At 40.7% G+C, this 13,696-nt stretch carries 12 protein-coding genes; 9 read left to right on the forward strand and 3 right to left on the reverse strand.

Annotation, left to right across the window (positions count from 1 at the left end; genetic code table 11):
- Nucleotides 1–31 precede the first annotated feature (31 nt).
- Genes L654_RS0116850 through L654_RS0116860 form a run of 3 tightly spaced genes read right to left on the reverse strand, consistent with a single transcriptional unit; the run spans nt 32 to nt 3,140 of the window.
- Nucleotides 32–2,233 carry a DNA topoisomerase 3 gene (locus L654_RS0116850; protein WP_024608541.1) on the reverse strand — a complete coding sequence of 734 codons (2,202 nt, stop codon included), beginning with the start codon at nt 2,231–2,233 and terminating at the stop codon, nt 32–34.
- Complete coding sequence (locus tag L654_RS0116855; protein WP_024608542.1) at nt 2,233–2,502, reverse strand: hypothetical protein; 270 nt, start codon at nt 2,500–2,502, stop codon at nt 2,233–2,235. The genes L654_RS0116850 and L654_RS0116855 overlap by 1 nt, the downstream gene beginning before the upstream one ends.
- Nucleotides 2,481–3,140, reverse strand: a complete 660-nt coding sequence (locus L654_RS0116860; RefSeq protein ID WP_024608543.1) for a hypothetical protein — start codon at nt 3,138–3,140, stop codon at nt 2,481–2,483. The genes L654_RS0116855 and L654_RS0116860 overlap by 22 nt, the downstream gene beginning before the upstream one ends.
- 184 nt (nt 3,141–3,324) lie before the next feature.
- Between L654_RS0116860 and mobH the strand changes: the two genes are divergently transcribed.
- The 9 genes from mobH to traA all read left to right on the forward strand — a co-directional run bounded on the left by mobH (nt 3,325) and on the right by traA (nt 13,553).
- Entirely contained in the window at nt 3,325–6,012 is a 2,688-nt protein-coding gene (mobH, locus tag L654_RS1000000127570) for a MobH family relaxase (RefSeq protein ID WP_024608544.1), read from the forward strand.
- Nucleotides 6,013–6,014: 2 nt separating this feature from the next.
- Nucleotides 6,015–7,874, forward strand: a complete 1,860-nt coding sequence (gene traD / locus L654_RS0116870) for a conjugative transfer system coupling protein TraD (RefSeq protein ID WP_024608545.1) — start codon at nt 6,015–6,017, stop codon at nt 7,872–7,874.
- 50 nt (nt 7,875–7,924) lie between these two features.
- Entirely contained in the window at nt 7,925–9,043 is a 1,119-nt protein-coding gene (locus L654_RS0116880; RefSeq protein ID WP_024608546.1) for a DUF4400 domain-containing protein, read from the forward strand.
- A gap of 268 nt (nt 9,044–9,311) precedes the next feature.
- Nucleotides 9,312–9,593: a type IV conjugative transfer system protein TraL gene (gene traL / locus L654_RS0116885; protein WP_024608547.1), complete on the forward strand. Its 282-nt coding sequence runs from the start codon at nt 9,312–9,314 to the stop codon at nt 9,591–9,593.
- Complete coding sequence (locus tag L654_RS0116890) at nt 9,590–10,204, forward strand: TraE/TraK family type IV conjugative transfer system protein (RefSeq protein ID WP_024608548.1); 615 nt, start codon at nt 9,590–9,592, stop codon at nt 10,202–10,204. Before traL ends, L654_RS0116890 begins: the two co-directional genes overlap by 4 nt.
- Nucleotides 10,204–11,139 (forward strand): type-F conjugative transfer system secretin TraK, encoded by a 936-nt coding sequence (locus tag L654_RS0116895; RefSeq protein WP_086851426.1) that lies wholly within the window; start codon nt 10,204–10,206, stop codon nt 11,137–11,139. The genes L654_RS0116890 and L654_RS0116895 overlap by 1 nt, the downstream gene beginning before the upstream one ends.
- Nucleotides 11,139–12,449: a TraB/VirB10 family protein gene (locus L654_RS0116900; protein WP_024608550.1), complete on the forward strand. Its 1,311-nt coding sequence runs from the start codon at nt 11,139–11,141 to the stop codon at nt 12,447–12,449. Before L654_RS0116895 ends, L654_RS0116900 begins: the two co-directional genes overlap by 1 nt.
- 10 nt (nt 12,450–12,459) lie before the next feature.
- The gene (gene traV / locus L654_RS0116905) at nt 12,460–13,014 is read left to right on the forward strand and encodes a type IV conjugative transfer system lipoprotein TraV (protein ID WP_024608551.1); all 555 of its coding nucleotides are present in this window, start codon (nt 12,460–12,462) and stop codon (nt 13,012–13,014) included.
- A gap of 170 nt (nt 13,015–13,184) precedes the next feature.
- Nucleotides 13,185–13,553 (forward strand): TraA family conjugative transfer protein, encoded by a 369-nt coding sequence (traA, locus tag L654_RS0116910; protein ID WP_225305770.1) that lies wholly within the window; start codon nt 13,185–13,187, stop codon nt 13,551–13,553.
- The last annotated feature ends 143 nt before the right edge of the window (nt 13,554–13,696 follow it).

Here is a 13,696-nt window from a genome sequence, read left to right on the forward strand (position 1 = left end):
TTAGTTGCATAATATTATTTATTTTCATGAGTTATTTTCTCCTGGGTTTAATAGACTGAACACCTCTGCAGGTGGGGAAGTTTGAGCATCCCCAGAACTGAGATGCCTTTTCCCCCTGCTTTGGTTTGCCTTTTCGTTTGAGCATAGGTGAATCGCACTCGGGACATTTAGGGGCATTCTTTTGGGGGGTATTAGCTTTAATGGGATCGACGGGGTTGCCGCGATTATCGTTAAACGTTTTCTTACATGCGGCATTCTTACAGCTCCAAAAGAAGCCATTAGATCCTTTTAACCGGGTTATTTCACCTCCACAATTAAAGCAGTTGTGAGTTGCGGGTTTTGTCCCTTCAAATGCCTTAGCAATATTTCCCCCACTTTCAACTAAAGCTTCAGAGTTTAACTTTAGCTGCTGTACAAGCTTGCAAATCCAGTTGGTTATTTGATTCATGAAAACAGTCATATTACAGTTGCCTGAAGCTATATTTTCTAGTTCTTGCTCCCATGCTGCAGTCATCCCTGGAGACTTTATGGCTGGTGGCATAATAGATATTAATGCATGTGCTTTTTCAGTTGCGATCAGCATTTTTTTCTGCCGTTTAAAATACCCTTTATCAACGGCACCCTGAATAATGCCCGCACGAGTAGCCGGTGTACCCAGCCCTGCCGTTTCAGCCAAAATCTTTTTAAATTTTTCTTCAGTAACAAACCGAGAAATATTTTCCATAGCAGCTAATAATGAAGATTCGGTAAAATGGGGGGAGGGGCGTGTGACTTTACTATCAATAGATGAGTTACTTATAACAGCTGGCTCTCCTTGATTTACACGGGGGAGTTTATCCTGCTCAATCGGCTCTTCACCAGCTTCTACACCATCATCTTGCGGTGAGCTTTCACTTTCAGAGTTAAAAAGCACTTTCCAACCCTGCTTAATAGGTGTTTTACCAGCAGCTATAAATAAGTGAGTACCACACATTACATCAATTACTGTGCGGCTAAATTCAGCTGGGCTATAAAATTGAGCGATATAAAAACGCCGTATAGCATCGTATATATTGAACTCAGGTTCAGACATAGCTGAAACATTTACTTTGAACGGCGTTGGAATAATAGCGTGATGAGCTGTTATTTTTTTATCATTAAAAACGCGTGATTTACGACTTGTATCCGCACCGGCCACCAGCCCTGACACTGTTTGATCTGATAAAATTAGATTTTGAAGAACATCAGGAGCCTCTTGTTTTTGTGACTCAGGAAGATATCTACAATCTGTCCTAGGGTAAGACGTTGCTTTGTGTTTTTCGTACAAACTCTGGGCTGTATCAAGTACTTGTTGAGCTGTATAACCCCATCTCTTACTGGAATATTGCTGCAACGAAGTTAAATCAAAAGGCAATGGTGCCGATTCTTTCCCAGCTTTGGTTTCAGCTTTAGATATGACAGCTTGAGCACCTTTTACTTGCGCTGCAACTTGCTCTGCATAAGCTTTGTTTATGCAGCGACCATGTTCATCAATAAATTCTTCAGGAGCAGACCATCTAGCACTAAATTGTCCATTCTGCACTGAAACAGAAACATCTAACGTCCAGAAGGGTGAGGGCTTGAAGTTAGTAATATCCTGATCTCTCTGGCAAACAAGAGAGATGGTAGGTGTTATAACCCGGCCTATATGTAAAGTCTGATCAAACCCTGCTCTACGAGTTAAGACAGTATATAATCGACTAGCATTCATCCCAATCAGCCAATCAGCTCTCTGTCTAGCAATTGCAGCATAGTATAATGATAGGGTTTCTTTACCATCCTTGATGTTGTTCAGCGCTTTACGAATACTATTATCATCCAGGGCCGTTAAGCATACCCGTTTTACTAAACCTGAATATTGAGCTCTATCCATGAGCGAACGTGCAATAGCTTCACCTTCTCTATCAAAGTCAGTCGCTATATAAATAACTTGCGCCTTTTTAATAAGTGAATCGATTACTTTAACTTGCTTTGATGCACTTTGCTTAACTTTAAGTTTCCAGCTCTCAGGAGAAATTGGTAGGGTATCTAATGACCAGGGCTTCCACTTATCACTATAATCTTGAGGCATGTACATTTGCAGCAAATGCCCGTAAGCCCATGTTATAAAGTTTGCGTTTCCGTCATGAAGGAAGCCATCCCCGCGTTGAGATATTCCCAAAACGGCAGCTAAATCTTTTGCTTGAGTTGGTTTTTCACAAATATACAGCTTCATTACCGTTCCTTATGCTTTACTTGTAAACTTAAATGGCGAATAGATGAAGATGATTCAAGAAGACCCCGCCAGCTTTGTGACAGGTTTTGCAACTCAGTATGTTCTTTAGCTATATCATTTAGAACACCAGAAATAACAATAACAGAGTCAAGAGGTGTCCCCCTTGAACCTGCTTCCTCTAGCATGACCCGCATTTCTTCATACAACGCAGCTTTGCGTTCAACTGATTCGTAATTCTCACTAGACTTTACTGTTTGATTGCTTCGCATGGATTCACCACTGATTTAGGACGAACACTACTTCTAACAATGCTTCGCTGTGTCGAAGTTAATTTTTCTTCAGTACAATAATTAACCCAAGCATCTAAATAAGATTGGTAATCATGATTAGGTAGTGAACATGAGTCAGAGAGTATTTGTGGAATATTTTGTGCCCCGCCATTTTCTGTAACAAAGCGCCAATCATCTTCATCCATACCAATACCTGCATTACAAAATCTTTCCCAACGGGATAGCTCATATAGTGAATACCCTTTATTTACTGAGCTATGACGGGAAGTAACAGTTTCGTTATTTTTTTCTTGGGCATTTTTATCAATATCACTTACCGCAGCTATAGCGTTACTAAGGGTGTAAGGTGTTTCTGTGTTTGCTTTAGGTAAGTTTGCTTTGGTTTCTGATGAGTGCAGGTTGCCATCACCAAGAACATGAATATAGCCTGGTTGTCGAATGGCCGCGCCACCACGACCTATATTATCCCAAGACAGAGTTAGCTCACGGGTCACACGCGCTTGCTTTGTCTCTACTAAAGCTTCATTTTTCACGGGTTCAGGCTCAGGAGAGCTAGCGCAGCCCGCCATTAAAACAACGCCAAGAATGATTAGAGGGGGCAGAGAAGTTTGCTTCATTAGAACATTCCTATTCAGTAATTCGTTTAGGTTTAGTTTACGGGGTGTAGCACCTAACGCAGCTAGCTCTAACTGCCCAATTTGGACAGAAGCGCGTTTCAGAGATTGTGTGAAAATCTGGGATTATTAAGCATCTCAAAATAACTTGTTTGGTTTAATCCGAATGTTAAGAAAGCTAAAGCGAATGTTTGGCCCTGAAAATCCATCTTTAAAAACAAAGTTAGTAGTGGTGGATGAGTATGATGAAGAAATACCTCGATATCCGCCTTTCGCTAAAGGTCTACCTACTGCACCGATTGATAAGGTGCTACAAACTCAAGAAGAGTTAATGCAACGCATACGTAGTGCTTTGGGGTTTAATAAAGAGCAGTACAACAATTTAATACTGCCAGTAATTAAAAAATACGCAGAGTTTGTTCATTTACTACCAGCTTCAGAAGCCCATCATCATCGTGGTGCTGGTGGCCTTTTTAGGCATGGCCTAGAAGTTGCGTTTTGGGCAGCTCAAGCGTCTGAATCTGTCATTTTTTCAATGGAGGGATCACCTAGAGATAGGCGTAACAATGAACCTCGGTGGCGGTTAGCTAGCTGTTTTGCTGGCTTGCTCCATGATGTAGGTAAGCCATTGTCAGATGTGTCTGTTACAGACAAGAATGGTTCAGTTACTTGGAACCCATATGGCAACACACTCTATGGTTGGGCTGTCGAAAATAAAATTGATCGTTATTTTTTGCGGTGGCGTGATAGCCGCCATAAACGGCATGAGCAGTTTTCTGTATTAACTATTGAAAGAATAATTCCACCAAATGTTTTGCAGTTCTTGTCAGAATCAGGGCCAGAAATATTGGAATCAATGCTAGAAGCCATTGCGGGTACAAGCACAAACCAACCGGTTACAAGGTTAATGCTAAAAGCTGATCAAGAAAGTGTAGCTCGCGACCTTAAGCAAAGCAGACTGGATGTAGATGAGTTTTCTTATGGAGTGCCCGTTGAAAGGTACGTATTTGATGCAATTAGACGGCTTGTTAAAACGGGGAAATGGAAGGTCAATGAGCCTGGCGCAAAAGTTTGGAATGTTCATCAAGGTGTTTTTATCACATGGAGACAGCTGGGTGATCTATATGAGTTAATCGAAAAAGATAAAATACCTGGCATTCCAAGAGATCCAGATACTCTTGCAGACATTCTTATTGAGCGAGGTTTTGCTATTCCCAACAAAGTACAAGGTAAAAATGGTGAGTCGGCGCATTACCGGTATTGGGATATATGCCCTGAGATAATCCAACAAGGACGCCCCGCTGGATCTATAAAGCTATTAGGTCTGCGGCTTGAATCACATGAACTTGTTTTTACTAATGAACCACCAACACCTGTTAAAGCTGTTATTGATGGTGAAGTGGCTGATGTTGAAATTAAATTTGAAGATATAGAAAGTGAGACAGCTTCTGGCGCAACTGAAAGGCCAGCTACTTCAGACTGTGGTACAGAGGAAAATGCAGTATCAAGTACTGACGGCTTTGAATTTGTCGATTTTGAAAACACACATGAGGCTACAACGAGCGCCCCTGAAACATTAGATAACAATGTCTCTCCTCCGCAGGGTTTATCGGATGACGTTGATGAAATAGATGTTCCATTTGGGAATTTTACTCAAAACAATACTGAACAACGTACCGATGAAGAAAGTGAAGCAGTAACAGTGGCAATAGAACAAACACCTAATAATGCCATAGATAAAGATACTGAGACTCAAAAAACAACCCCAGAGGTAAAGGTGAAAACTACTCCACTTAAAAGCGCTGATAATGTGCATTCTATAGATGTCAGTAGTTTATTCATTAATAAAAATAGGAAAAAGGTGGTTGGTAATAGTGCCAAAAAGGAATTGTCTGCCTCTGAGGAAAATAAGCCACCAGCACAAAACAACGAAAAGGCAGATAACAGGCAGTTGGAAAACACTGAAATTAAAAAATCAGATTGTGAAGCCAAAGATACGTTAGTGAGTCACTTAAATACTCTCCCGACGGATGCAAAAAATATACTAGAAAAGGCTATTTTACCAGTATTAACGGGTGAAAAATTACTAGGGGAAGTTTTGTATCTTTTCAAAGGGCAAGTTTCAATTATCTACCCAGAGGGCGCGGAAAACTTAGGAGAAGAGAGTGCTTCTGAGGTTCTAGCATGTTTATGGAATGCCGACTTGATACAGGGCGATCCCGTTATGCCAACGAAGAAAATACAAAACTTTAAAGGCATCAAAGGACTGGCTCTGAAAGCTAATATCTCATCGCTCGTAATAGCGGCACTCGATGAATCGGAGGCGGGTGAAGAAGATGTTAAACAGGTGATTATGGAAAATAAAAAAGGAAATAAGGCAACCAACAAACCTCATTCCGAAATTCGCACTAAAAGCACAAAGAATAAAACAGAACAAACAAAACAAAATAGCATGCCGTTTAACCAAGGTAAAAATCCCAAAAAATTAATAAATGAAGATCTTAAAACGAATGTTAAAAAAACACCTAAGGAAGTGTTCATTCCAGGTGTAGATGAACCCACTTTACTTCTGAAGGGAGAGGGGAAAATGACGGCTGACTTTGATGATATTAAGCCAAAAGTTATAACTGTTGGCGCTGCAATTGAATCCCTTAAAAAGATGATTTTGAAACGAGAAGGAAAGTGGATCGTTAGTGCGGTGACCAAGGAGGGTGATTGTCTTGTTACTAGTGGTAAATCACTGGATGTAATAGCTGGTGAATATACAGATATTAGCAAGCATAGCTTAAGAGCGCACTTAAAGAGGGGGCAAGCATCTCCACCAATGATGTATAAACAAGGCAAATTACATCTTTTTTTAAAGGAAGGTAACTAATCATGAATTACGATTCACTTGAGTATGAAATGCCGTGGAGGCCCAACTACGAGAGCCGAGCGGCATTAGGTTGGGTATCAGCAAGCGCAATTGCCATGGGTGTAAATTATTACAGTACCATGCCTTCAGACCCTTTTTACTGGATGACTGGTATATGTGGAATTATGGCAGTATCTCATATACCAAAAGCAATTAAGCTAGCAAATTTACAGAAGCATTTATGCGGTCGTGAACTTGAGTTTATTACGCTTGAAAAGCTACAAAAAACACTTAAGGGCCATCCAGATGAAATGTGGTTGGGCTCCGGTTTTGACTGGGAAAATAGGCACACGCAGCGAGTATTTGAAATACTAAAGCGAGATTGGTCTAGTGTTGTCGGGTTTGAATCAACGACTAAGAAAATAACCAGAATAGTTAAACGAGAGAAAAAGAAAACAAAACCAATAGGAGCAACCTGGATACATGGTGTTGAACCAAAAGAAATAAAGCTGGTTCAAGACTTGGGTCACACAGAAGGGCACACGCTAATCGTTGGAACAACAGGCTCAGGTAAAACAAGAATGTTTGACATTATGATATCTCAAGCCATCTTACGGGGTGAAGCGGTTATTATCATTGATCCTAAGGGCGATAAAGAGATGCGGGATAACGCTCGAAAAGTATGTGAAGCAATGGGTGAACCTGAAAGGTTTATTTCTTTTCACCCCGCATTCCCTGAGGATTCTGTAAGAATAGACCCGCTAAGAAACTTTACTCGTGTAACAGAAATAGCTAGCCGACTAGCAGCGCTTATTCCATCGGAAGCAGGTGCCGACCCGTTCAAAAGTTTTGCATGGCAAGCTTTAAACAACATTGCTCAAGGGCTTGTTATGACTTATCAGCGGCCTAACCTTGTACTGTTAAGACGATTTCTTGAAGGTGGAGCTGCAGGGTTGGTAATTCAGTCTATTGAAGCCTACTCCGAGAGTGTAATGCCAGAATGGGAAGCAGAGGCTGAGCCATATAGAGATAAAGTGAAGCATGCCCATACAGAGAAAAAGGCATTTGCAATGTTAAGGTTTTACTATGATGTAATACAGCCCGTAAAATCTAGTTCTGAGCTGGAAGGTTTGCTAAGTATGTTCCAGCATGACTCTACTCACTTTTCTAAGATGGTAGCGAACCTCCTACCCATTATGAACATGCTTACATCAGGTGAGCTAGGAAAAATGCTTTCTCCTGATTCAACAGATCTAAATGACGCCCGAGCAATTACTGACAACGCGAAAATAATTAACAACGGACAAGTAGCCTACATAGGGTTGGACTCTCTTACGGATAGCATGGTTGGTAGTGCTATCGGCTCTATAATGCTGTCTGATTTAACGGCAGTTGCCGGTGACCGTTATAATTTCGGTGTAAATAATAGACCAGTAAATATATTCGTAGATGAAGCAGCTGAGGTTATCAATGATCCATTTATCCAATTATTAAATAAAGGTAGAGGAGCTAAGCTTCGGTTATTTGTAGCAACGCAGACATTTTCTGATTTTTCAGCTCGAATGGGTAGCAAAGATAAAGCAATACAAGTATTGGGTAACCTGAATAATAAGTTTGCTTTGCGTGTTCTGGACAAAGAAACCCAAGAGTACATCACAGACAACTTGCCAAAAACTCGCGTTAAATATGTCATGAGAAACCAAGGTCAAAATACGGATAGTGAAGATCCTATTATGCATGGGGGAAGCCAGGGCGAGAGGTTGATGGAAGAGGAGTATGACCTATTGCCAGCTCAGTTATTAGGTATGCTGCCAAACTTGGAGTTTTTCGCAACTATTTCAGGTGGCCGGTTAATAAAGGGTCGGCTTCCAATACTTACTTAATATGCAAAGTATTTGCTACAACAAACACTAAAGATTGAGGTTATAAAGCAATGGCAAAGCAACATCCATACGCAAGGGTGGTAGACGGCCTAAGAACAAGATGCAGAAAAAACGCTGAAGCACTTACATTACTGCAATTTGACTGGCCTGTGTCCCGTTTCGTTTTAGAAAGAATTAGTGAGTACATAAGTGATCACATTTGTGCTGATGAGGAGCCGGTTATTTACGAAATTATAGAAGAGGCCCTAATTAGATATAGTGAAGTTGTTCATTTTAAATCAGGTCACAAAATCCCAGACCCACTAAGATTTGCTGTATTCATCGAGGCTTTGATTTCAGAAACATCGAGAATAATGGAAATTGAAATTACCGATAAATCAGGCTCTTCATGGACAGTTTCTAGCGGTCAAAGCTTTTGTGAATGGTACAGCAAGCATGAGGGTGGATTAACGATCCACCCAAAGCTGCATGATAATGAAAATAGCCTAAGGTCTGTACTATACGACCTTATTACCAGCGAGCAAATACGCTCAGTGTTAAGGAGAGTAAATTATGAAGAAGCCGNTTGGCTGCTGGTAATTGAGCTGCTAGTTATTTTATTGCTAGTACCAGGAGATTGGACTGACAGAGCAATTGAGGAAGAAAGCAAGCTTGTGGAGGCTAATCTTGGTGAAGATACAAGGTACTGGATAAAAGAAAAAGCTGAATCTTGGTATCAATCGACCATGATTGAATCGGGTTTTTATGAAGGCGTATATTACACACTTATCCCAACGGAGGAGCAACGTTTAAAATCAAGGGGTATGGAAAAAATGGGGTTATGGTGGTTTCAGTGGGCAGAAGGACGAATTGAAGCGTTAGGTAATGTCGTGTACCAATTCTTCACTCGAATGGCGCTACTTTTAACTTGGGCCCCGTATATGGCAATTTTATTTATACCTGCCATACATGATGGGATGATGACTTGGAGAATTAAGAGGACAAACTTCGATTATGCATCTCCGGTTATCCACCGGTATGGAGTCAGGTTTATAGGATACCTGTTACTTGGGTTAGGAATAGCATTCTTTGCACCGATTGCACTAAACCCAATAATAATTCCAATTGTTATGATGGCATGTTGCGTTCTAGTTGGCATAGCTATGGGTAACTTACAAAAACGAGTTTAAATACAAGAGCGGCTTTCGCCGCTCTATTTATTAAAATAGTTAAAATCAAAACACTTAAAAGTTTCACATGTGAAACTTTCACACCAATAAAGCTGCAGCAATTTCAGCCCGCCTTATCTAAAAGCCGCTTATAAAACCTTAAGAATTAAAAACGTGAACAAATTTTTTAGCTATCTGGCTGCAATTGCCCAAAAAGGGTGAGAACAGATGCGATATTTAGAGGCGCTTTGTCCGAGAATAGTCTTATAAATTTTAAAAGGAGAAAGCTATGAAGCCTGTGCGAATACCAAGGCGAGTCGATGAGCCACCCCACCTGTTGATGTGGAGTGCAGATGAACTTGCTCCTATGTTAATTGGCCTTGTAGTAGGTGTGATTTTGGGTAAAGCATTCGTTTGTACGGTAATTGGTCTTGTTATTACAAACTTCTATCGAAAATTTAGAGACAACCACCCCGATGGTTACCTTCTTCATATGCTGTATTGGACAGGGTTACCCATGACGAAATCTAAAACATTTAAAAATCCATATATTCGGAGATTTTTACCATGAACCTGAAAAGCTACCTGAAATCATGGGAAGGCATACAAAACGAGAACAAATGGAGTCGTATTTTTATCGCGGCCTTACTGTTAAGTCTATTGCTGCTGATCGGCATGTTGGCTAACAAAAAAACAATTGTGACCATCCAGCCTTTCTCTTTACATGATGAAGCGTGGGTAACAAATGATGCTTCATCTGTTGGCTATAAAGAAGCGTGGGGTTTCGCTTTAGCTCAGCTTATTGGAAATGTTACACCATCTAACGTTGGGTTTATCAAAGAGCGTATCGAGCGAATGTTATCACCAGCTATTTACAACGATGTAATTTCGGTACTGGAAATCCAATCGCAACAAATTAAAAACGACAGAGTAAGCATGCGGTTTGAACCGAGATTTGTAGAGTATGAATCAAAATCGAAAAAGGTTTTTGTATACGGATACTCATTTACAAAAGGTATGTCTAGCGAAGCAGAAAAACGTATCGATAGAACATACGAATTTACAATCGCCATTTCAAATTACATTCCAATTATCGATTTCATGACAACGTATGAAGGACGGCCTCGAACAGAGGGTGTTATTGATCGTCTACAACGCAGAGAAGAGCGCCAGGATAAATGATGAAAAAGATTAAAAACAGCCTAGCAATATCAGTAGCACTAGCCATATCACCACTGGTGAGCGCCCAAGACGCAATACCAGTAGTACCTGCAAGTGTAATGAAAAAAGCATCCACTGAGGCGAGAAAGTTAAGTGTCGAATCTGAGGGTCGTGCTACCCCTGAAAGTGGGTATCGTGGTGCTCATGTATCACAAGATGCAGTGGTTAAAATGACACCAGGCGTAAACCAAATTATTCCTGTAGCGATAGGTCATCCAAATAGGATTGTTACACCGTTTGGTAACCCTGAAGTGGTTTCAACATCTCTCACTGGTGGGGGTGATGATGGTGATTGTGGTGAAGTCTGCATTAAAGATAACGTGGTTTATGTAGCGACTAAGAAAAACCACCCTGTAACTATGTTCGTTACTGAAAAAGGAAGCGAGTCTCAAGCTCTAAGCTTGACAATGGTTCCTCGTGAAATACCGCCAAGAGAGGTTTTTCTTAAGCTAGATGGAGAATATGCGGTTGCAGGTATGCAATCAAATCCTAAAGCTGAAAAGTGGGAAAAAAGTAAGCCTTATATAGAAACAATTAGAACAATATTTAGAAAACTAGCTCTTGGAGATATACCGCAGGGTTACTCCATGAACAAAACCCCAAACAATATCACTCCTCCATATTGTGACCATCCCGGCATGGCTGTTTCCTTCAAAGATGGGCAAGTTCTAATGGGGCATAGCTTAACAGTCTTTGTAGGTATAGCTGAAAATGATTCATCTAAAGCTTTGGAATTTAATGAAGCTACATGTGGCGATTGGGATGTTGCAGCTGTAACAACGTGGCCCTTGAAAGTGCTAGAGCCGGGCCAGCAAACAGAAGTCTATGTAGCGCGTAAAAATGCAAAAGGAAAAGCTTCTACTTCTAAGCGCCCATCATTGTTAAGAGGTAACTAATGAAAGATTATTGGGAAAATATGAACCCCAAAACAAAGAAATACACTGCTATTTCTTTAGGGGCAGTCGTGATTTTCGGCATCGTAGCTATTTTTTCTAGCGGTGAAAAAGTTGAGCGCAAAAAAACACGAGAAGAAAGCATTCGTCACATACTCACAGATTCTAATACTCGTGAGGTAGGTATTGATGCGTTATCAGCCGATCTTAAGCTGGTTGCTCGTGAAAATGAAAGGCTAAAGAAAGATCTTGAGCGTTTCAGAGAGGAAATGACAAGAGATACAGGCCAATCAAAGGATAAAGTTTCAGGTCGTGATATAGCACGTATTGAAGCTGAGATGAAAAGGCTTAAAGAGCAAAATGAAAAGCTGGCAAAAGAGATAAAAAGCCCATCTGAAAGTGGGCTGAGTCCTGCTGAAAAAGCTAAAAACAAAAATGCACAAATAAACCAAAACACTGATGTGCCATTTAAAAAAGAAGGTGATCTTGATTACTCTAATCCTGAAGATTTTTTCAAGAAAAATCCCGTTCCAAAAAGTGATGAAGCTGAACATAGCGGGCGTGATACTAAAGGAAAACCACAAGAGCAAGCAACGCTTGTAATTTCAAGTTACTCGTCTTCTAAAAATGATATCGACCCAAATGAAAAAGATATTAAAGAAGATGATCTTTATATACCTGCGGGCTCAATTTTTACAGGTGTTTTAATCAATGGTATGGACGCTCCGACTGCGCAAGGCGCTAGGCAAGATCCATTCCCAGCAACACTTCGCATTAGTAAAGAGGCAATTCTACCAAATAGATTCCGCGCCGATGTTCGCGAGTGCTTTCTCATAGTTTCAGGCCATGGTGATCTAAGTTCTGAACGTGCATATCTTCGGGGTGAGACTTTATCTTGCATTAAAGATAACGGAGAGGTTATTGAAACTGGCTTTAATTCATACGCTGTTGGCGAAGATGGTAAAGCAGGTGTTCGCGGTCGATTGGTTTCAAAGCAAGGCCAAATTATAGCCAAGTCATTAATGGCAGGTTTCTTAAGTGGCGCAGCTGAAGCCTTCGATGTTAACGCTGTTCCAACTCTGAATTTATCAAATACCGGTAAAACTCAATATCAACAAAACGATTTCACAAATACATTTGTTCAGGGTGCAGCAGCTAAAGGTGCTAGCTCCGCACTAGACCGTGTAGCTCAATTTTATGTGCAAATGGCCGAGGGGATATTTCCAGTTATTGAAATCGATGCTGGCCGTCAGGTAGACATTATTGTAACCAAGGGCTCTGCATTAAAAGTCCGTGGCACTAAAGTTAAATAAGGTAAGAAAAATGCTAAATACAAACAGTAAAAGCAAAAAAACGGGCATGGTTTCAGGTTTAACGTCTTTAACATTTAAAAATGCTGTGATGGGGTTAGGGCTATTAACATCCTTAAGTGGCTGTACGCTCTTTGATGTTGGTAGCAGTGATTATGCATGCCCGGGGATGCCCGAAGGGTTCCAATGTATGTCTTCAAGAGATGTTTATGCTGCAACCAATGATGGTCAAGTACCTAGGCCAATGATTGCGGGCGAAGATGATCATGCAGAACATAATGGTCATGAAGATCACAAACATAAAAGCAATTTAAAACAAGCCTCCGGCGATATTGTGATAGATACCTATGTTGCTCCACGCCTACCTAACAAACCCATACCTATTAGAACTCCGGCTCAAGTAATGCGAATTTGGGTAGCTCCTTGGGAAGATACTAATGGTGATCTCATTGTAACTGGTTACATATACACAGAAATTGAACCAAGACGATGGGTTGTTGGTGAGAGTGAATCAGAGAGCGAAGTATCTTTTAGCCCTCTCTATACAAAAGGAGGGGGTAAAAACTGAGATATAAAAAATTCTTTTAAAAAAGCTCTAACCGCCCAAAAAGGACAGTTAGCGATGAGGGCTTTTAAGTGAATCGAAATACTATATAACGACTAGAGCAGCCACAAAGAGCAAATCTAGTTTACTTAAAATCAACGTGTAATAAGAAAGGAGTGTTCTAAATGAACATAATGCAAACCGCTCGTAACTTGAGCAAAAATCAATTATTCGTGGCTTTTAGCTTAATTGCTCTGGCTGTATTTTTATCTAGCTCTGCTTATGCTGGCAGTGGTGGCGCTGAGTTTGATGATGTTTGGTCAACTCTACGTGAGTGGACTGAAGGAACGCTTGGCCGAATTGTTGCCGGTGCTATGATTCTTGTGGGTATTATTGGTGGTATTGCTCGCCAATCACTAATGGCGTTTGCAATGGGTGTTGCTGGTGGTATGGGTTTATACAATACCCCAACAATAATTGAGACAATTATGTCAGCAACTTTAGAAAAAGCTGCTGCTGTAACCCCAGCGGTTGTTCAGCTCTCAAATGGCCTTGGTGGCTAATCAATACAAAACCCTATTGAGTAGGACTACGTAAAACACTCGGAATTTAATATTTCGGGTGTTTTTTTTGTTGTTACGCCCAAAAAAGGCCATTGTACACCCATGGTCAGCTTGAGCTTTGGGGTAGCCTTAATGTGTGTAAA

This window comes from Pseudoalteromonas sp. TAB23 (assembly GCF_000498075.1).
In the GTDB taxonomy this organism is placed as follows: domain Bacteria; phylum Pseudomonadota; class Gammaproteobacteria; order Enterobacterales; family Alteromonadaceae; genus Pseudoalteromonas; species Pseudoalteromonas arctica.